At 65.2% G+C, this 20,314-nt stretch carries 16 protein-coding genes; 5 read left to right on the top strand and 11 right to left on the bottom strand.

Annotated elements, in window-relative coordinates:
• Nucleotides 1–11: 11 nt before the first annotated feature.
• The 5 genes from ilvC to LZC94_16480 form a co-directional block, all read right to left on the bottom strand.
• Nucleotides 12–1,025, bottom strand: a complete 1,014-nt coding sequence (gene ilvC / locus LZC94_16500; protein WXB18825.1) for a ketol-acid reductoisomerase — start codon at nucleotides 1,023–1,025, stop codon at nucleotides 12–14.
• Between the two features lie 90 nt (nucleotides 1,026–1,115).
• Nucleotides 1,116–1,667: an acetolactate synthase small subunit gene (gene ilvN, locus LZC94_16495; protein ID WXB18824.1), complete on the bottom strand. Its 552-nt coding sequence runs from the start codon at nucleotides 1,665–1,667 to the stop codon at nucleotides 1,116–1,118.
• A gap of 145 nt (nucleotides 1,668–1,812) precedes the next feature.
• On the bottom strand, nucleotides 1,813–3,534 hold the full coding sequence (gene ilvB, locus LZC94_16490) for a biosynthetic-type acetolactate synthase large subunit (protein WXB18823.1): 1,722 nt from the start codon (nucleotides 3,532–3,534) through the stop codon (nucleotides 1,813–1,815).
• Nucleotides 3,531–4,385: a hypothetical protein gene (locus tag LZC94_16485; protein ID WXB18822.1), complete on the bottom strand. Its 855-nt coding sequence runs from the start codon at nucleotides 4,383–4,385 to the stop codon at nucleotides 3,531–3,533. Before LZC94_16485 ends, ilvB begins: the two co-directional genes overlap by 4 nt.
• Nucleotides 4,382–5,257 (bottom strand): dihydroxy-acid dehydratase, encoded by an 876-nt coding sequence (locus tag LZC94_16480; GenBank protein ID WXB18821.1) that lies wholly within the window; start codon nucleotides 5,255–5,257, stop codon nucleotides 4,382–4,384. Before LZC94_16480 ends, LZC94_16485 begins: the two co-directional genes overlap by 4 nt.
• A gap of 660 nt (nucleotides 5,258–5,917) precedes the next feature.
• Between LZC94_16480 and LZC94_16475 the strand changes: the two genes are divergently transcribed.
• Nucleotides 5,918–6,823, top strand: coding sequence for a hypothetical protein (locus LZC94_16475; protein WXB18820.1), 906 nt, complete (start codon nucleotides 5,918–5,920; stop codon nucleotides 6,821–6,823).
• A 491-nt stretch (nucleotides 6,824–7,314) separates the two neighbouring features.
• Here LZC94_16475 and LZC94_16470 read toward each other — a convergent pair whose 3' ends face one another.
• The 6 genes from LZC94_16470 to LZC94_16445 all read right to left on the bottom strand — a co-directional run bounded on the left by LZC94_16470 (nucleotide 7,315) and on the right by LZC94_16445 (nucleotide 15,376).
• Nucleotides 7,315–8,136 (bottom strand): phytanoyl-CoA dioxygenase family protein, encoded by an 822-nt coding sequence (locus tag LZC94_16470; GenBank protein ID WXB18819.1) that lies wholly within the window; start codon nucleotides 8,134–8,136, stop codon nucleotides 7,315–7,317.
• Entirely contained in the window at nucleotides 8,126–9,097 is a 972-nt protein-coding gene (locus tag LZC94_16465) for an aldo/keto reductase (protein ID WXB18818.1), read from the bottom strand. The genes LZC94_16470 and LZC94_16465 overlap by 11 nt, the downstream gene beginning before the upstream one ends.
• Nucleotides 9,098–9,166: 69 nt before the next feature.
• Nucleotides 9,167–10,723, bottom strand: coding sequence for a hypothetical protein (locus LZC94_16460; protein ID WXB18817.1), 1,557 nt, complete (start codon nucleotides 10,721–10,723; stop codon nucleotides 9,167–9,169).
• Nucleotides 10,724–10,937: 214 nt separating this feature from the next.
• Nucleotides 10,938–12,371 (bottom strand): S8 family serine peptidase, encoded by a 1,434-nt coding sequence (locus tag LZC94_16455; protein ID WXB18816.1) that lies wholly within the window; start codon nucleotides 12,369–12,371, stop codon nucleotides 10,938–10,940.
• Between the two features lie 249 nt (nucleotides 12,372–12,620).
• Complete coding sequence (locus LZC94_16450) at nucleotides 12,621–14,042, bottom strand: S8 family serine peptidase (GenBank protein WXB18815.1); 1,422 nt, start codon at nucleotides 14,040–14,042, stop codon at nucleotides 12,621–12,623.
• Between the two features lie 212 nt (nucleotides 14,043–14,254).
• A complete protein-coding gene (locus LZC94_16445; protein WXB18814.1) occupies nucleotides 14,255–15,376 on the bottom strand; it encodes a dihydrodipicolinate synthase family protein in 1,122 nt (373 codons plus the stop codon).
• A 597-nt stretch (nucleotides 15,377–15,973) separates the two neighbouring features.
• On the opposite strand from LZC94_16445, the gene LZC94_16440 reads away from it, so the two are divergent.
• The 4 genes from LZC94_16440 (at nucleotide 15,974) to LZC94_16425 (ending at nucleotide 20,314) form a co-directional block, all read left to right on the top strand.
• Nucleotides 15,974–17,542, top strand: coding sequence for a M4 family metallopeptidase (locus LZC94_16440; protein ID WXB18813.1), 1,569 nt, complete (start codon nucleotides 15,974–15,976; stop codon nucleotides 17,540–17,542).
• Between the two features lies 1 nt (nucleotide 17,543).
• Nucleotides 17,544–18,752, top strand: coding sequence for a M28 family peptidase (locus tag LZC94_16435; GenBank protein ID WXB18812.1), 1,209 nt, complete (start codon nucleotides 17,544–17,546; stop codon nucleotides 18,750–18,752).
• A 22-nt stretch (nucleotides 18,753–18,774) separates the two neighbouring features.
• Nucleotides 18,775–19,848 (top strand): M35 family metallo-endopeptidase, encoded by a 1,074-nt coding sequence (locus LZC94_16430; GenBank protein WXB18811.1) that lies wholly within the window; start codon nucleotides 18,775–18,777, stop codon nucleotides 19,846–19,848.
• Nucleotides 19,849–19,942: 94 nt separating this feature from the next.
• Nucleotides 19,943–20,314, top strand: coding sequence for a hypothetical protein (locus LZC94_16425; GenBank protein WXB18810.1), 372 nt, complete (start codon nucleotides 19,943–19,945; stop codon nucleotides 20,312–20,314).

Here is a 20,314-nt window from a genome sequence, read left to right as displayed (position 1 = left end):
TGTCGGTCCTGTCAATCGCCAGGTTTAATCGTTACCGGGTCCAAAAACGGCATCATGGAGCGCAGCTCGGCGCCCACCTTTTCGAGCTTCTGATCGCGCTCCTTCTCACGCTCGGCCTCGAACCACTTTCGGCCGGTCGCGTTCTCTTCGATCCACTTTTTGGCGAAGGTTCCGTTGCGGATGTCTTCCAGGATCTTCTTCATCGTCTCGCGCGTCTCGGAGTTCACCACGCGCGGGCCCGACACGTAATCGCCATATTCGGCGGTGTCGCTGATCGAGTATCGCATGTAATTGAGGCCGCCCCGGTACATGAGGTCGACGATCAACTTGAGCTCGTGGAGGCACTCGAAGTAGGCAATCTCGGGCTGGTACCCGGCGTCCACCAACGTCTGGAAGCCGGCCTTCACGAGCTCGCTCGCGCCGCCACAGAGCACCGCTTGCTCGCCGAACAAATCGGTCTCCGTCTCCTCGGCGAAGGTGGTCTCGAGGACGCCCGCGCGCGAGGCCCCGATGCCGGCCGCGTACGAGAGCGCCACGTCGCGCGCCTTGCCCGTCGCGTCCTGGTGAATCGCGATCAGCGCCGGCACGCCGCCGTTGGCCTCGAACGTCTCGCGAACGCGGTGGCCGGGGCCCTTGGGCGCCACCATGCTGACGTCGACGTCGGGCCGCGGCTCGATCGTCTTGAAGCGAATGTTGAAGCCGTGCGCGAACATCAATGTCTTGCCCGCGGACAGGTTCGGCGCGATCGCCTCGTTGTAAATCTTCGCTTGCGACGTATCGGGGACCAGCACCATGATCACGTCGGCCCAGGCGGCGGCCTCGGCGACGGGCAAAACCTCGAGTCCGGCGGCCTTCGCTTTGGAGATGCTCTTGCTCGAGGCGTGCAGACCGATCCGCACATCGACCCCGCTGTCTTTCAGGTTCAGCGCGTGCGCGTGCCCCTGCGACCCGTAGCCGATGATGGCGACCTTCTTCTTCTTGATAAGCCCGAGGTCTGCATCCTTATCGTAATAAATCTTGGCCATTTTCTCTTTTCTCCGTTCACTAGCGAAAGCCGCTCATCTTCTTGCAGTACCGCGGACTACGTCTCGACAGGCATGTCTCGGCAGCAGCGCTCACGCCGCGTCGCGCGGGAGCTCGTGCACGCCCGAAGGGTCTGCGTCCAAAGCTTCGAGCGCGTCGGCGCCGCGCAACATGGCGACGGCTCCCGTTCTTACCATTTCGAGAATGCCAAAGGGGCGAAGCACTTCGACGAGGCCGTCGATCTTGTCGCCGGTGCCCGTGATCTCACAGATGAGGGCGGAGACGCCGACGTCGATCACGCGCGCGCGGAACACTTCGCACACCTGCATGATGTGCGGGCGCGTGTCCTTGCCGGCGTGCACCTTGATCATGGCGAGCTCGCGGCTGACGGTCGCTTGGTGGGTCGTGTCCTCCACGCGGAGGACATTGACCAGCTTGTAAAGGTTGGCCTCGATGCGGTGCGCGGCATCATCGTCGGCCTCCATGACGATGGTCATGCGCGATACGTGCTCACGCTGCGTCCGTCCGACCGTGAGGGACTCGATGTTGTACCCCCGCCGCCGGAAGAGCGACGTCACACGATTCAAGACACCCGGCAAGTCTTCCACATACGCAATGAACGTTCGCAAACTTGGCTTTGCCATGACTCTTTCCGTCCTCTCTCCGTGAACCTCACGCCCCGAACCTCACCCCAGAAATCTCACCCGTTCCCGTACACGTGCCCGTCCCGCGTTCCCGAGCTCCCCGCCCTCGCCAAAATTCGGGAACGTGCACGGCAGGAGCACCCTCTCACTCGTCATCGGCCGTCTCCTCGATGGGATTGGGCCTGCGAATCATGTCGTGGAGATCGGCGCCCGCCGCGACCATGGGGTAGACGCTGTCCTCTTTCTCGACTCGGAAATCGATGATGACCGTGCCCGGCGTCCGCCGAGCGATCGCCACCGCCTCTTCGACCTCTTCGCGCTTGGTGACCCGCAATCCCGTATGGCCGTGCGCTTCGGCGAGCTTCACGAAATCGGGGCTGACCAAAGGTGTGGCGGAGTAGCGGCCCTCGTAAAAGAACTGCTGCCACTGCCGGACCATTCCCAAATAGCCATTGTTGATGATGGCGATGTTGATCTTGATCCCCTCCTGCGCGGCCGTGGAGAGCTCGGCGGCGGTCATCTGGAAGCCGCCGTCGCCGGCCACCACCCAGATCTCGTCGTCCTTGCGCGCGAAGCGGGCGCCGATGGCGGCCGGGAGCGCGAAGCCCATGGTGCCCAGACCGCCGGAGGTGACGAGCTTTCGCGGGTGGTCGTGCTTGTAATACTGCGCTTCCCACATTTGGTGCTGCCCCACGTCGGTGACCACCAAGGCCTTACCTTCTGTGATGCGCCAGAGATCGTGGAGGACGTGCGCGGCGAACAGCCTCCCGTTGTGCGGCAGCTTTTGAATGTCGCGCACCGCCGAATCGCCCTTGAGCGATCCGATCCGATCCATCCACGGTTTGCAGTCGCGGGGCTTGAGCCGCGGCAAGAGCGCCCGAAGCGTGTCCTTCACGTCGCCGACCAGTCGGAGATCGACGCGGACGTTTTTATTGATCTCCGCCGGATCCAGCTCGAAGTGAATCTTCTTTGCGTGAACCGCGTACGTCTTCAAATTTCCCGTGACGCGGTCGTCGAAGCGCATGCCGAGCGCGAGCAAGAGGTCCGCCTCTTGGATGGCTTGGTTGACCCACGCTTCGCCGTGCATCCCCATCATGCCGAGGCTCTGGGGGTGCGTGGCCGGAAACCCGCCGAGGCCGAGCAAGGTCGACGCGACCGGAATGCCCGTGCGCTCCACCAGCTCGAGCAAGAGCCCCGTCGCCTCCGCGCGCACGATGCCGTGCCCCGCCAGGATGAGCGGGCGGCGCGCGGATCCGATCATGTCGACCGCGCGATCGAGATCCTCTTCGCTCGCGCGGTGATCGGGGCGATAGCCGGGAAGGCGCACCGGATCCGCGCTCCACACGGGGACGGTGGTGGCCTGCTGCGCGTCCTTGGTGATGTCGACCAACACGGGGCCCGGGCGGCCCGAGCGCGCGATGTAGAACGCCTCGCGGATGGTCGACGCGATCTTGTCGACGTCGCTGACGACGTAATTGTGCTTCGTGATTGGAAGGGTCACGCCGGTGATGTCGGTCTCCTGGAAGGCGTCGCTTCCAATGAGCTTCGAGTTCACCTGCCCCGTGATGCAGACCATGGGGACCGAGTCGAGGAACGCGGTGGCGATGCCGGTCACCAAGTTGGTGGCGCCCGGGCCCGAGGTGGCGACGGCCACGCCGACCTCGCCCGAGGCCCGCGCGTACCCATCGGCCATGTGCGCGGCGCCCTGCTCGTGGCGCACCAGCACGTGATGGATGGGGTACTGAAGGAGCGCGTCGTAGGCCGGCATGATGGCGCCGCCGGGGTAGCCGAAGACGACCTTCACCCCTTCGCGCACCAGCGCCTCCCAGAGGATCTGCGCGCCGGTTCGTCGGTTGTCCGCGCTCATGCCACGCCTCGCATATGGGTCCAGTAGCGGGCCGCGAGATCGCTGGCCGAGGCGGCCGCCGCGACGACCTTGGTCGTGCCCGAGCTGGGGTCGTTGACATTCGACGAGGAGAGCGGACCGCCGCGCGAGGAGCCGGGAGAACCCGACGATGGCGTGGAGTCGGCCGGGCGGCGGGCCGAGACCGCGGTGCGCAGGCGCTCGTAGTACCCGAGCTTCGCTTCGTCGGGCTCGTGGGTGCCGCGCACCAGGATTTGATCGAGCTCGGCGATCAGCGCATCGTGCCCGCCGGCGCGCGTCTCGCGGGCGACCAGATCGGCCTCGAACTCCTCGGTGACCGTGGTCGTGCCCAAGCTGGTCGCCGCCTCCTCGAAGGCGGCGCGCGCGTAGGCAATCGCACGCTCGAGCGCCTTGCCGGTGGCGTCGTGATAAACGGCGACGCGGCAGCCCACCCGATCGCCGCTGGGTGCCGCGGTGACCAGCACGATGTCGACATCACGACGAGGGTCGATGGCGCCGACGTGAAGCGCGTGTCCGCGCTCGACCACCAACAAGGTCCCTGGTGAGATATGGGGCGCGATGCTGCGCCAGTAGACCGACGGTTGTTCCTCGTCGGGAACGAGCAAGACGACCACTTGCGCCGATGCCACGGCCTCGTCGGCGCGCGCGGGGGCGAACTTGTCGGCGTTGGCACGTACCCAGCTGAGGCCACCGGGTCGCATGCTCACCGATACGTCGATCCCCGCTTGGCGGAGCCGGACAGCTCGATCGCGCGCATCCGTTCCGTACCCAAGAACGGCGATGCGTGTCTTTTCGTGAGCTTGGGCCCCGCTCTTCTTATCTGGCTCGGTCATGACTCCTCCGCTTGCTTCGTTCGCGTCTGGCTTATTTGCGTCGTGTCGGTCGTGTGCGTCGTGTGGGTAGCTTCGAATTTTTCATTTGGATTCGGCCGCGGGGAAGGACGCGCGATGGCGCCTTCTGCGGCCGAGGAAATCAATGCGGCGTATTTGGCAATCACGCGGCGCCGAGCGCGCTCCTGACGGCGCGGCAGGCCCTCGGCCTTGGCGCGCGCGGCCCGATTGGCGCGTGCGGCCCGATCGGCGTCGGCATCGATGCGGCGCGGGGCGATGTCGAATGCGGCGCCGCGGGAGCGTCCGTCGGTCAAAAGGCGTACTCCGCCTGCACGGTACATATCGACTGCCGTGGAGCGCCCGCCGGGTTTCAAATCGGTGAGCACCGGTGTGCGTGCCCAAATGGGATCGAAGTCATCGATCGTCGCATCGACCCCCGCCTCGTGGGCATTGGCGAGCAGGTGGAGCACGCCATAAATGGAGCCGACGGTCGCAGCTACGGAGGCTAACGCATTTTCGAACGCGTGCCCGGCGAGATGCTCGCTCGGGCGACGATCTTTTTGGATCCAATCGAGAACGAGCGCTCCGCACGCGCCCGCACCCGGACAGGCATTGTCCTCCAACATCTTGAATGGCGCGCGGCTCATACGACCGGCAGCATGGGACCGCACGGCCTCGAACGCATCGCCAATGGTGACATCGCGACCCTCGAAACAGCCTGGCGCGATGGGTCCACCGCGAAGCATCTGCGAAGGGACATCGAGGCGCGCAAACGCCATGACGGCGGCGGGGTCTTCGACCGTGGAATGGGCCCCCTTCCCCGTGGCCCGCGCGGGGGCACGCGCGGCTCCTTTCTTCGACGTATTGCTTTGCATGCCCCTCTTGCCTCCACCGTTCGAACCGAAACCAAGCAAAAAAAAACCCCCGCGACCTTCTCTGGGTGCGGGGGCCGAATCAGGAGTCTCTCTCCTCATGTCGGCGGCCCGCACCCGATGGTAATGAGCCGAAGGGCACCAATAAGGAGCACGGGAAGAAGTACGAGGCCTACGAGCGCAAGCGCGCCCGAGCCGGCCGACACAGCCAACACGGCCAAAACGACAGAGGCGAAGGTGAACGCGACGGTGACGGCAGCGGCCATCGAACCCGCCTGTGAAACTTCAGAGCACTCCGCAGCGGGCGCCAATCGAGGCGTCTCCAAACCGACTGCGGGGACGATGCTAAACGTCACAAATGAATTGTTACCTCTGTTGGCGCCTTGCGTCAAACGAAGCCTGAAACAAAAGCGAAAAAAGAATTGGCTCAATGCGATTCGGCTAAACCGGTATCCCAATTCGACCTACACGACCAAAGCAGTCGTCTACATGGCCAGCTGGGGGTTAACCCCCGGAAACCCCTGGTCATTTTGCCTGAGAAGGCGAAAGAGACCACCCGGCGAAGCCGAGCCCGAGCGCACGGGACGCGCCGCGGCAGACCGGCGCTCTGGTCCGCGTCCAAATCCTTGCCGGCTTCCGGACGAACCTGTTTAAGTCGCCGGCATGAACCGACGACACATCATCGGGGGATCGCTGCTTGGATCGATTGTCTCGCTCGCGCTATGTGCGAAGAGCGCCTACGCGGCGGATCCTTGGATTGCTCGGCCGCTGACCCTTCCACCGCTTCATCTCTCGGCCGACGTGGGCCTTGGCTTCGCTCAGTACCGGGACGGCGTCAACTCGGATGGTACCTACAACCACAGCCTGGGCTCGGGATCGAACCTCGAGGCGGCTGTGGGCCTTCCCATCTTGGGTGAGGTCGGTGTTCGCACCGGCGCGCGCTTTGGAGATGGGGGCAAGGCGTCCGGTGCCGATGCGTTCGGTCGTCTGTTCGACAAGCAGACCGTCGGCCAAGGGCCCGACACCTTTGCCAACCCCGAGGTGTTCCTGCGCGGGACGTTGCTCGATCTCGAGATGGTCGCCATCGGCCTCGATACGCGCTTCGTGCTCCCGCTCGCGAGCGACACGTCGACCACCGTGCCGGGGCCCACACCGGGGACGACGCAGAAGCTCGAGGTCAACGACTCGTACTTCTCGTGGGTGCCCGGCGTTCCCGTGCGCGTCCGCATTCCCAACTTGGCGCGCATCGACACCGGCATCTACATCCCGTTTCAGTTCGCCGAGAAGACCATCTACGCGGTGGACATCCCCGCCCACCTCTGGTTCCAGTCGGGCGACATCTTCTTCGGTCCGCTCGTCGGCGTTCGTTTCAGCCACAACCCGCTGGTGGTGGGCGACGAAGACAAAGGCGACATCCGCCTCGGGTTCGGGGGCGGCTACACGGTCGCAGGCTTCGTGGACTTGAAGGCGCAGCTCTACGCGAACAGCATCAACCACGAGCCGGACAAGGGCGGCAGCTGGACGAACACCATCGGCTTTGGCCTGGGTGCGGGGATCAACATCCCCTGACCCGCTCCCAAAGCCGCCCGCGGCGAGCCGCCCCCTCGCGGCTCGCCGCGCGAGACGGCCATCTTCGAATTCGCACCGCGCACAGCAGCCGCTAAAAGTCGCACCGCGCACGGCAGCCGCCCGAAGTCGCACCGCGCACGGCAGCCGCCCGAAGTCGCACCGCGCACGGCAGCCGCCCGAAGTCGCACCGCACGCAGCAGCCGCCCGAAGTCGCACCGCGCGCGGCAGCCGCCCGAAGTCGCACCGCGCGCGGCAGCCGCCCGAAGTCGCACCGCGCACGGCAGCCGCCCGAAGTCGCACCGCGCACGGCAGCCGCCCGAAGTCGCACCGCGCACGGCAGCCGCCCGAAGTCGCACCGCGCACGGCAGCCGCCCGAAGTCGCACCGCGCACAGCAGCCGCTAAAAGTCGCACCGCGCACGGCAGCCGCCCGAAGTCGCACCGCGCGCGGCAGCCGCCCCTCTGCGAAGGCGCACCGCGCGGCGGGCGGCGCTCAGGAGGATGACGCGAAGACGCGCGTGAAGGTGCGGGGGGCGCGCTTCTTTCGGAGGCAGCGGGTGGCGGCGTCCATGTAGCAAACGCTGAACGCGCGCCGGGGCTTGCCCGTGGTGTTGCGCCCCGAGCGATGCCAAAGGTGATTGTGCAGCAAGATCACGTCGCCCGCGCGCGCAGGCAGCGGCACCGCCGCGCGATCGGCGCCGCGTGCATCGACGAAGGGCTGCTGCACCAAGCCCCCCAGCGGTGTGACCAAGCCCGCATGGTGGCTTCCGGGCAGCACCTCCACGCACCCCGATGCGATCGGCGCGTCGTCGAGCGCGGTCCAGATTTGCAAGGTCGGCTCGCGATCGAGGCCCCAGAAACGGCCGCCGTCTTGATGCCATGGGAGCGGCGTGCCCCCGCTGGCGCTCTTGTTCATGAGGATGGCGCGGTAGAGGACGACGTCGTCCCCCACGATGGCGCGCACGACTTGCTCGAAGACGGGGTTCTCGATCCACGCGCGGTACAGCGGATCGAGCTCCAGCTTCTCCAGCTTGCGGTACTCGAGGCTCGGCCCCTGGTAGCCGAGGCCGAAGGTGAGATCGTCGTAATTTCCCGTGGCCGAATCGAGCTGAAAGAAGAGCCCCGGGATCTGAACCTCCCCCAACATGAGCGCATCGGCGCGCCGGGCGAGGGCGCGCACGGTGTCCTCGTCGGCGATGCGGCCCAAGCTGGCGTACCCATGCTCGTGAAAGTGTGCGACCGCGGCAGCGAGCGTTTCTCGACCGAGCGCTTCGGGCACGTTGCCGAGCGCGTTAACGAGCGCGTTAACGAGCATAGGTGGCATCGGTGCCGGTGAACGCCTGGTGAAGCGCGTCCACCTTCTCGCAAGCCTCCCGGGATGGCGCGCGCTCCACCGCGTCGATGGCAAAGTCGAGCTGCTCCACCGAGGCCGGGCCAAGCAGGATGGAATCGACACCCGGCCGGTAGGCAAGCCATGAATAGGCGAAGGCGGCCAGGGTCTGGCCTTCTTCCTCCGCGATCTTTCGAAGATCGCGGACATAAGCAAACATGGCGTCGGACCAGTAGCGGCGCTGGTACATGGTGTTCTTATCGAAGCGCGAGCCGGCGGTGACCTCGTCCTTCTTGTGCTCGCGCGCCAGGAGCCCGCCCGCCAGCGCGTTGTACACGGTGGTGTGGAGCGGGTAGCGCTTGGCGTATTTGAAGTACTCGATGTCGAGCTGACGGATGAGCAGATTGTAAATCTGCTGCGACATGACCGGGTGCGGAATGCCCAGGTGATCGCACGCCTGCCGCGTCTCCAAGATTTGCCACGAGGCGAAGTTCGATATCCCGAAATGCCGGATTTTGTTGGACTCCAGGAGCTCCTGGATGCCCTCGAGGGTCGACTCGATGGGGGTCTTCGGATCGGGCGCGTGCAGGTAGTACACGTCGATGTAGTCGGTGCCCAGGCGGTCCAGGCTCTCGTCGCACGACTGCACCACGATCTCGCGTTTGAGCCCTTCGACCTTGCCATCGCGCCGATTCAGGCCGACCTTTGACGCGATCAAACAGGCGGGCCGCCGGTGCCCCAGCGCCCTGCCCAGGATGCGCTCGGACTCGCCCGATTCGTAAACGTTGGCCGTGTCGAAGTACGTGTGGCCGCGCTCGATGGCCCGCAGAACGATGCGCTCCGCTTCTTCAGCGGGGGTGCGCTTGCCGAAGTTCATGGTGCCAATGGCAAGAGCGGCCGGCTTTTCGAGGAGAACGCGAGGAGAAGCCCAAACGGAGGGGAGCATGCACGCGCATGTTAATACCGTCCGGGCTCCCGCGAAAGTCTCGACTGTGCTGGAATTGCGAAAAGAGCGTTAAGGTATCGTGTGGTCCGTGACGTCCAGGTTGGGCGCGACCCTGTGGACGGTGATGGCGCGCGTGGTCTTGTCACCCGTGACCCATGCTGCGCCGCCGCCATAGGCCACGGCATCGTCGCCGCGCGGGAGGTGATGTTGGGACACGTTCTTTGCCGCGGCGAGGATCTTCCCGTTGCCGTCGATGCGCATGGCGAAGGTGCCGTTGAACGTTTGTTTGTCACCCTCGAGGGTCCACTGCTCCCAGAGAACGATGAATTCCCCGTTCCCAACCGAAACGAGCTTGGGGCGCTCGGCGTGGGTCTTCCCCGGTGCCGTCGTATCGTAATCCGTAAGATAGAGGAGGCGGTTCGTCACCGCCTTGCCGCCCGAGGTCACCTGCGACTCGGCGCCGAAGGTGCGGTCGAGCACATCGGCCTCGGCGCCCGTCGCAAAATTGGGCGTGAGGCGAACCAACGCCAGATCGCGCGATCCCGAGACGAGCGAACCGGTGGTCGTGGTTCGCTCGGTCGCGATCAACGCCAGGTAGCTCCCCGAAGCCGGCCCCGCGTCGATGCGCGCCAGGTTGCCAAGGCGCGTAAAGGTGTTGTTTGCACCCGTGTCGCCCTTTGGACGGAAGACCTCGCGGGCCGGACCGGCGGCCGCGTCGCGCACCCGAGTCATGACGACAGCGCGCGGGTAAGCGTCGCCCAAGTGGGCTTCGTAAATGTCGTTGCCGTCCACGAGGTGCCGCTGATCGAACGAGTGGCTGACCCAGATGCTCGACGCCTTGCGCACCGCACCGGAGCTCGCATCGAAGAACGTGGACGTGGCCTTCTGATGCCGCGTGCCGTTGCTGTCGGGCTCCGTGTTGATCCCGTGAAAGAGCCCGAGCACATTGCCACCGACGGACAGGCGCGAGCTCGAGGCGGTGCCGGGGCGCACGATGGGCTCCGAGTCCTTGACCGCCGCTGGACGGGCGGTGTCGACATCGATGTCGAAGAGCGCCTTGCCCTCGGGGTCGAAACGAAGCGCGCGCACCACGTTCGCCCTGTACTGCTTGGGCGCGGGGAACGTCTTGGTGACGTCCGGATCCTTCGTTCCCGTGGCGTAGTAGTAGCTACCGTCCGCGCCGCGCGCAAAGCCGAGGAGCCAGCCGAGCGATCGCAGTTGGTAGTTGCGCGTGACCCGCCATGCGCCGGAAGCATCCGGCTCCACCCGAACGACGGCGACCTGGGCGCCCGCCGATTCATCCGTGTTGCGCACCGCCAGATCGATGAACGATCCGCCCGCGACCGGGACGATTTCGGGCAGCTTGCCATACTGGGCATCGTGGCTCTTCGGGCCCGAAAGATCCTCGCGATCGACATCGAAGGGCACGACCTTCAATTCGGCGAACGAGGTCACCGGCGGCTTGGCCTGCACGGGGGGCGTGGGGCTGCCACCTTCCCCTCCGTCACCGTTTGGCCCAGCGCCGGGCCAACCCGAGCCATCCTGACCACCGGGCTTCGGGTTCTCGGAGCTCGGCGTCGCATCCGACGAGCTGCTCCCACATGCCACTGCCGCGAGTGCGCCCACGGCGGCACACCATACGATCGTTCGTTTAGGACCCACGTCACACTCCGTATCGGTTGATTCCGGGGTTGATTCGATGATGTTTCGGAGCGCGGGTCTATAGCACGATGGATGCCATCACGACTTCGATGGCCTATCCGCAACATCGTCGAAGGTCCTATTCGGGCGCACGAGGGAAATACCCCTCATGACGAGGCCATTCACCCACGATAGGCCATCAACGCGAGCCGCGGCGCACGGCTTCTTTGACGGCAGCATCCACGTCGATGCGGGAGCGTGTCACGTCGTTCCGCGGGTCCTTGATGGGCACACCGGTCTTCTGCAGAATCTCTTCGATCGCCGCGGGCCCCAACCGAGGATTGGCCGCGCGCACCACGGCCACGGCCCCCGCCACGTGCGGCGTGGCCTGCGACGTTCCGCCCATTTCGGTCGTTCCATCCCCGGCGAAGTCGACGGATCGGATTTTGTAGCCTGGCGCCAAGATATCCAAGTTGCTGCCGCTGTTCGAATAGCAGACGATCCGGTCGGCCTTCGCCAGCGGATCTTTGCACTTTTTCCACTCGAGCCAACCGAAGTTGGCGTCGTACACGGCCCCCACCGAGACGACGTTTTTGAGGCACGCAGGATGATTGACCCCGTTGACGCTCGCATCGTTGCCCGACGCGGCCGCGGCCAGCACGCCCCTGCTCCGTAATTTATCGATGGCCGCCGCGTAACCGACGAACGATCCATCGCAATCGCCGGCGTACTGGTGCCCCGAGTCGCCGAAGCTCATATTGATGGCCGCCGCGTCGGGGTGGTGCTCGAGCACCCAATCGAGCGCCGAAATCGTGCTGCTGTCCTCCCCTTTTCCGCGCGCGCTCAGCACCTTCACCACCACCAACGTGGCCGCGGGCGCGACCCCCGCCACGATGCCGGCCACGTGGCTGCCATGGCCTTCGTCGTCGGCGGCGGCCCCGGGTCCCGTCTGGGTCGATTGCCCGTTGGGGCAGCACGGCGTGCAATCGTCCATGCAGAAACACGCTTCGTCGACGATTTTTCCCGCGAGCATCGGGTGCTTGGACACAGCGCCCGTATCCAGAATGACGACCTTCTGCCCCGCTCCCTTGTACCCGGACGCGTTCGCCGCATCGGCGTGAATGAGCGGCAAACTCTCCGCGAGACTGGCCTGCACCTGCCCGTCGGGCTCGATGTGCGCCACGTGGGGATCGGCGCGCAAGGTATCGAGCGCGGCCGGATCCAACTCCGCGGCAAATACCGGTATGTGCTTCCACGTATGCGCGATTTCCGGCTCGGCCCCCAGGCTCTTCGCCTTGGCGAGAACATCGGTTCGAATCGCCTCGAGCTCCAAAGATTCGTCGTACTCCCCGAGCCCGCGCGCGGCGCGCGTTGCACGATCGTTCGGTGGGCGCAATGTCACGATGTAACGCGCGCGGCCCGCCGATTCGACGTCATTTGCGTTCTTGGCACCCTTCGCGTTTTTTGCGTTTTTCGCGCGATTCGGCGAATTGCAAAGAGGGTTTCCCTGGGTGACGTGGGCGTCGGCGCTGCCCGGCCCGTCACTGCTGCACGCGGTGGTGAGGCATGTAACGGGCGCGACCAAAAGGGAAAAGGCCAGCATGGAACTTCGCTGCTGGGTGATACGGCTCATGATGGAAGGTCGCTCTTGGGGCGAGAGTGCACCCTTGCCAAGGCGGCGGGCTCCTTTTTAACGATTGCAAAATTGCAATTCGCTTCGAAGCGGGCCCTCTAAGCAGGATAGGTGCCATTTCGACCAATCGGGGTCGCCCGGCCCTGCGTCATATCCCCCAATGCGGGTCGAGGAGGTGCGGATCGAAAGGGGAATGCGCGCTCGATGGAGCGCATTCCCGCTTCGACCCCGGCTTACATCAAGGTTCCGTTAAGGAGCGCTTCGGCGGCGCACGGCCTCGTTCGCGGCCGCCTCGACATTGATTCGCGAGCGTGTCACGTTGTTGCGCGAGTCACGAATCGCCACACCCGTGGTCTTGAGAATGCCCTCGATGTCCGCGGGGGCAAGCGCGGTATTTGCCCCGCGAACGACGGCCACGGCGCCCGCCACGTGCGGTGTGGCCTGCGACGTGCCACCCATGTCCGTGGTGCCACCTTGGTAATTGGCGGAGGTGATGATCGCGCCCGGCGCCAAAATATCCAAGTTGGCCGCGCTGTTGGAGAAGCACGTAATCTTGTCCGCCGCGGTGGTGCGATCCGTGCAATTCTGCCACCGCAAGGTGCCCAAATTGGCGTCGTACACGGCGCCGACGGAAAACGCATTGCCAACGCACGACGGTGCGCTGATGCCCGTGGAGCTCGCCTCGTTTCCCGATGCCGCCACGGTGATGACGCCTTTGGCCCGCAAATTGTCAATCACCGTCGCGTAGCTCCTGTGGCTGCTATCGCAGTCGGTCGCATATTGCTGGCTGGGATCCCCCAGGCTCATATTGATCGCGGCCGCGTCGGGGTGGTGCTCGAGCGCCCAGTCCAGGGCGGAGATGATGCTGCTATCGTCGCCCCACCCGCGCGCGCTCAACACCTTGACCCCCACCAGGCTCGCCTCGGGCGCGACCCCCGCCACGATGCCGGAGACATGGCTTCCATGGCCTTGATCGTCGGCCGACGCTCCGGGGCCGCTCTGCGTTTCTTGGCCGTTCGGGCAGCAGCCGTTGCCTTGGTCCACGCAGAAGCAGGCTTCGTCGACCACCTTGCCCTTCAACATCGGGTGGTTCGAGGCCACGCCGGTGTCGATGACGACGACCTTTTGACCTTTGCCTTTGTAGCCGGCGGCGTGGGCTTTGTCGGCTTTGACCAGCGGGAGGCTCTGCGCCAGATTGGCTTGCATCCGGCCGTCGATGTCCACGCGCTCCACGTTCGGATCGGCGGCCAGCGCGCGCAGGGCGCTCGCGTCGAGATCCGCGGCAAATCCCGGAATGTGCTTCCATGTGCGGGAGACGTGGATCGCATTTCCGAGGCTCGCGACCTTGGAGAGGACCTGATTTCGAATCGCCTCGATCGGCAGGGCCTCGCCCAGCTTTTCGATCCCGCGCGCCGCGGCCGAGGTGTCGCCTTGATTGCGCAAGGTGACGATGACCCGCGTTCGGTCCTCCGATTTCAGGACGTCGAGCACCGCGGTGGCCACCTTCTCCTGCACGGCGATGCTCGTTTCGTCGCCCTCGGGGCGGCTCGGCGCCTCATTTGCAGCGCCGGGGCCGTCGTTGCTGCTGCAGCCTACGGCCACCACGGTGGTGGAGGCCATCACGAGCGATAGGACGAGCGCAGACCTGCGCGTAGCGGTTCGGATATGCATGTTGTTACCTCGTTATCGAAACGGGTTGAACGCGTGGGGACGCGTCGGGTGTTGTGCTCCGCAAGGGCATTCGCACGATCAGCACGCACATGGCGCGCGCCGCTGCAAACGCCGCTCATCCAGAACGACCCTCATGCATTTAGCACATCCGCGCGGTGATATCCGAACAATCTCACCGCATCATCGCATTCGGCGATTGGCAAATCGACGAATCATGCCTCTTTCGAAGCGACCGTGGCCGGCGCCTCGTCGAGCTTGGGGCGCGTCGCGATCGCGTGATCGATGATCTCCAGGGCGCGCCGGAGCTCTTCGCCCTCGAGCGCGAGGCGCGGCGCCCGCACGCGGGAGTGGCCCCGGCCCACCCGCTCTTGAATCAACTTGGTGTGTTGAATCACCTTGGGGCCGGTGGTCAATTGCATGAGCGGCGCAAACCACTGGTGGAGCTCGGCCAGCTTTTGCATCGGGTGCTCGCCCGAAGCATCGAGATCGACCTTGGACTCCACCGCGTGGCGATGCAGCGCGAGGCATTCGGCCGGGAAGGCGCTCACCAACCCCGATAACCAGCCGACAGCCCCTTCCGCGAACGCTTCGAGGATGGTCGAGTCGGAGCCGCCCAAAATTTCGACACGGCTGTCCAACGCGGCGCGCAAGGCGGTGAGCCGTTGCGGATCGGGGCTCGATTCGCGGACGGCCTCCAGATTCGGAAACTCACGGGCGAGGAGGGCGACTTGTTCGGGGAGGAAATCGACACGGTAGGCCTGAGGGTTGTTGTAGAGGATGCACCGCAAATCCGTGGCCGCCATGACCACGCCGACATACGTCTGAACCTCGCGCGCGTCCGCGCCGTAGATGAACGGCGGCAGGATCATCAAACCGCCGCAGCCGACCGCCCGCGCATGCCGCGCCAAGGCGACCGCCTCCGGGGTGCTCAGGGCGAACACGCCAGGAAGGACCGCCACGCGGTCGCCAACAGCACGAACGCATGTTTCCAGGATTTGTCGCTTCTCGGAGTGGGTCAGGGTGGCCCCTTCCCCGAGAGAGCCGAGGGGTGCAATGCCCGACACGCCACGTTCGGCGAGCCATCGGCATTGATCGGCGAGCGCGCCGTAGTCGACGCTCAAGTCGGCGTTGAAGGGGGTGGTGACGGCGGGGATGACCCCGCGCCAGCGCACCCGCGCCTTGCGGCTCGACTTGGGGAGCTCCTCCTTCCTGTCTTGCTTATTTTTCTTGGGGTCCGCGCCCGTGAGCGCTCCCATCTCGTTGGTGCGAGGAGCACGAAGATTCTGCCGGAACTCCACACGCGCGTTTGCGCCGCCACTGCGAAGGTTCTGCACAGGAACGTTGGTGCGGCCTCGGCCGACCCTTTATGACGGTGCGCTCGAATTTCGAACGAAATGTGTCCGCGCGCGCTTTCGTCGAGAAATAATTGTGCACGCAACAGAACGGAAACATTGGTTGCGTCAAATGCCGCGCCGCATTGGGCCCCGATTGCCGCAGGGCAGCGCGCCTCCAATGGCGCGGCGCGCGGCGCACATCGCGCCACCTTGGACTTACTTGGCCCGCATCCTCCGCACCCATCGAAATATTCTCATAATTCATAATTTGTTTACGTATGCGTCACCCATTATGGTAGCCAATATTCAGCGCCGTCCCGACGAGTGATTTGCAGTGGCGTCCCATCGACGAGCTGCGACCTACGCTTGCGGGTGACGTTTGCGCCTTGAGGTTCGTCCGGGGTCTCCGCCTTCTTCCGGGACATCGCCCCATCGGGGCATCCGCACGCACCACCGCATGCCTTTTCGAATCACCCGTCTCCCGACGATGACCATCGCCGGCAGCGCGTGCACGAGCTTTGCGCCGCGCGCTTCTGCGGGACGTTTCGGCGAGCGAAATCCATCGAACCCGACCCCCGTCTCGATACGAGGTTTGCCATGAAATCAGGTGTGTTGTTTTCGAATCGCCGTTTGGCCGCGCTCTTGGCATTGCCGATTTTGGCGTGCGTCCCTGCTTGCTCGAGCAGCTCGGAGGGCGATCCGGGCGAGGAGTCCGCCAAGGATGCACCGGCGGGCGTGAGCGTGATTGCCCGCGAGCGCGTCTCGCTCGTCCCCACGTTCGTGCGCGGCCAGCTCGGTACGTTCACGGCGCAGAATGCGCAGAGCGCGCTTCCGTCGATCGCCGCCGTGTTGCACGCCGAGGGCGACTTTACCTTGAAGAGCACGCAGACCGATGCGTCGGGCGCCGTTCATCATCGGTATACGCAACGAAAGAATGGTCTCGCGGTGCTCGGCGGCGAGCTCGCCGTGCACGTGCGGGGCGGGCTCGTGTACGCGGCAAATGGAAATGTCCGCAGCGATTTGCCGGCGCCTACGGTGGCCACCGCTTCCGTGGAGACCGCGGCCGCCCATGCGCTCGCTGCGTATCCGGAGGATGCCGTGGTGTCGGTCGATCCCACGAGCGATCGGGCGTATTGGCGCGAGCCGGAGGGTGATGCCTTGCGGCTCGTCCACCGACTGACCGTGCGGGGCGTCGATGCCGAGGGCGAAATCGTCGACACCGTGCTCGTCGATGCCACCGATGGATCGGTGGTCGATCGCATTCCCACGATCATGACCCTCAAGTCGCGCAAGATCTACGACGCGGGGCAGACCACCAGCCGCGGCACCCTCGAACGGAGCGAGGGCCAGGCGGAGGTCTCCGATGCGACGGTGAATGTCAGCTACGACAACCTGGGGATCACGTACGACGCGTACAAAACGCTGTTCAACCGCGACTCGCTCGACGGCAACGGGCTCACGTTGATCAGCTCCGTTCACGCGTTGATCCAGACCTCGTCGGGGGCGACGAAGAACAATGCGTCATGGGACGGCACCCAGATGCGCTACGGCGACGGCGACGGCACGACGTTCTCGAACCTGGCGTATTCGATCGACGTGACGGGGCACGAGCTCACGCACGGCGTGACCACCTCCACCTCGGATCTCCGGTACTCCGGTCAATCGGGCGGGTTGAACGAGGGGATGTCGGATATCTTTGGCGCCGTGGTCGAGTGGTACCACGCCGGAAAGGTGGTCTCCGAGGGCACCTGGCAGGTGGGCGAGGACGTGTACACGCCGAACAAGTCGGGCGATGCGCTTCGCTATATGAACGATCCGGCCAAGGACGGCCGGTCGATCGATTATGCGCCCAACTTCACCTCGGGGATGAATCCGCATCTCAGCTCCGGGGTGCCCAACCTCGCCTTCTACCTGCTCTCGCAAGGCGGAACGCACCCGCGTGGGAAGACCAAGGTCAAGGTCGACGGGATTGGCATCGAGAAGGCCGCCCATGTCTTCTACACCGCCAATACGACCATCCTCACCTCCTCGGCGACGTATGCCAATGCGCGCTCGGCCAGCGAACAAGCGGCGCGGGAGCTCGGCTACTCGGCGGGTGAGATCGCGTCGGTGAGCAATGCGTGGGCCGCCGTGGGGGTCGGGTCGGCGGTTGGAGGAGCGCAGTAGCATGATGAAACGACATGCGCTTTCATGGGTGATGCTCGCCGTGGCGGGCATATGGGCTTGCAGCGCGGGGCGCTCCGAGGATCCCGGCGCTTCGGGGCGGATGGGGTCGGCCGAGTCGACGGGGGCGGCTGCCGAGCCCGCGCCGGCGTCCGTGATCCTCGCGGACGATGCGGACTCCGATCCGATGGAGCACATTCGATACTTTGCGTCGGATTCCATGAAGGGGCGCAACAGCCCCTCGCCGGAGTTCGATTCATGCGCCAAGTACGTGACGGACCGGCTCGTCAAATACGGGCTCACGGGGCCCAACTCCGGGGATCCCAACGGCGCCTATGCGCAAACGTTCACGCAAAGCACCTTGGCGCCGGCGGGCCTTGGGCTGGCGAGCGCGCACGGCGACGACGCGCACCAGGCTGGCGATGATGCGCACCCTGCGCACGGCGCCGGCTCGTTCGGCACCACGTTGTTCGAGCGGGGCTCCTATGTCGAGGGCGCGGCGGCCGCCGCCGGCAATACGCACAATGTGCTGGGGCGGCTGGAGGGCACCGGCGCAAAGAAGAACGAGGTGATCGTGGTGATGGCCCACCTCGATCACATCGGGACCACGTCGAGCGGCGTGGTGCGCAACGGTGCGGATGACAATGCATCGGGCAGCGCGGTCCTCGTGGCCAGCTTGCCGGCGCTCGCGCAGGCGAAGGCCAACGACGAGCTGAATCGCTCGGTGCTCTTCGTGTGGACGGCGGCCGAGGAAGATGGGCTGATCGGCTCCAAGTACTTCGTGGATCATCCCATCGCCGGCGTTGGATTGTCGGAGATCGTCGGGGTCATCAACTTCGACATGGTGGCCCGCTGGGACGCCAATCGTCTGAGCATCATCGACACCAAGTCGGACGGCACCACCAGCTACCTCTCGTCGCTGTTCACGCAGGCGAACGCCAAGCTGCCCGCGCCGTTCGGACGCATCAACCACGATATCGCGCAGTACGCGCGGCGTCAGGACGGTGCTTCGTTCTACGACAAGGGCGAGGACGTGCTGTTCGTCTTCGAGGGGCTGAGCAACCCCGAGGGCGGCGGAGACCTCAACCCCGATTACCACGCAGCCGGCGACGACGTCTCCAAGATCCTCGCCGACAACGACGGGGAGAAGCCGCGCAAGGTGCGGGATCTCCTCATCGAGCTGGTGAAACTCGCTTCCAATGCATCGCGCTGAGTCGGTCCAAGAGGAGGATTCCATGAACGAACATCCCCGAACACGCAGGTTCAGGTCGGCCATTGCCCTCGCCGTTCTCCCCGTTCTTGCGGCGTGCTCCGCGACCTCCGAGCCCAGCTCGGACGACGCCACCTTGCGGGCCACGCTCTCGAAGCAAGATGGCGCCGACGTCACGGTCACCTTGACCAATGGAACCTCCGAGCCCGCGCGCTTTCTCGCGTGGAACACCTTGGCCACGGAGCTCGGCGAGCCGCTCTTCGTGCTCACCCGCGACGGCGAGCCCGTCGCATACCAAGGGCGCCACTACAAGCGCGGCCTCCCGCGCCCGAGCGATTACCTGGTGCTGGCGCCGGGCGAGAGCCTGATCCGCGCCGTGGATCTGGCGCAGTACTACGATATGTCGCAGCCGGGCACGTACGACATTCAGTACCGCGCGGAGCTGGCGCCGGCCGGCGCGCGGTCAGCGGACGAGCGGGCCGAGGTCACGTCCAACCACGTGAGCGTGCAGACCGCAGGCTACGTGTCACCGCTGGCGCGGCGGATGACGTTGCAAAAGAGCGTGCAATCGTCGGCGCTCGCGGGCACGCCGTCGTTCGCGGGGTGCAGCAGCAGCCAGCAGACCGATGTCACCAACGCGTTCTCCTCGGCCGGGACGTATGCGAACCAAGCCGTTACGTATTTGAACGGTACGCCCTCGGCCACCACGCGCTACACCACGTGGTTCGGGGCGTACTCGTCGAGCAATTGGGACGTGGTCAAAGGGCACTTTGCGAACATCCAGAGCGCCTTCGACAGCAAACCCTTTACGTTCGACTGCAGCACGTGCACGAGCAACTCGTTCGCGTACGTGTACAAAGACGAACCCTACACCGTGTACCTCTGCGGCTCGTTCTGGGGTGCGCCGCGCACCGGAACGGACTCGAAGGCGGGGACCATCGTCCACGAGACCAGCCACTTTGCGGTGGTGGCCGACACCGACGACAACGCCTACGGGCAAGGCGACTGCAAGAGCTTGGCGAAGAGCAGCCCCAGCCAGGCCCGCGCCAACGCCGATAGCCATGAATACTTTGCGGAAAACAACCCTGCGCTGAACTGAGGCGAGCGCCGCAGGCTATCCCGAAACCACGTAAAGACGTGTAAGGTCGGGCCTCCCGGTGGACGAAATGCGGGGGCCCGGCCGTCTATTGGGCATGGCACTCACGAAGAAGTTTCAAGCATCCGTAGCGTCCGTCGCCCTGACCTTCTTGCTCACCGCCGTCGCCCTGCCCGCGTTCGCGGGCGATCATGGCGACGAGGTGTTTCCCATGAAGGCCGACGTCTTTCAGCAGAAGGTCGAGGCGCGCATCGCCAAGCACAAGGCCCACCTCGAACAACGCATCACCGACGGGAAGCTCGACGCCTCGAAGGCCAAAGAGATGCGCGATCGGTTCGATGCCCGCACGGCCAAGATCCGCGCGGCCGTGGCCACCGCGGTGCAGGACGGCACGGTCACCAAGGAGGAAGCGCACGCCGTCCGCGAGGCGGGTGGCGGTCATGGTCACCACCGCCACCCGCAGAAGTAG

The sequence above is a fragment of the Sorangiineae bacterium MSr11954 genome, from assembly GCA_037157815.1.
Classification (GTDB): Bacteria; Myxococcota_A; Polyangia; order Polyangiales; family Polyangiaceae; genus Pendulispora; species Pendulispora albinea.
This window is presented reverse-complemented; position numbering and strand designations above follow the sequence as displayed.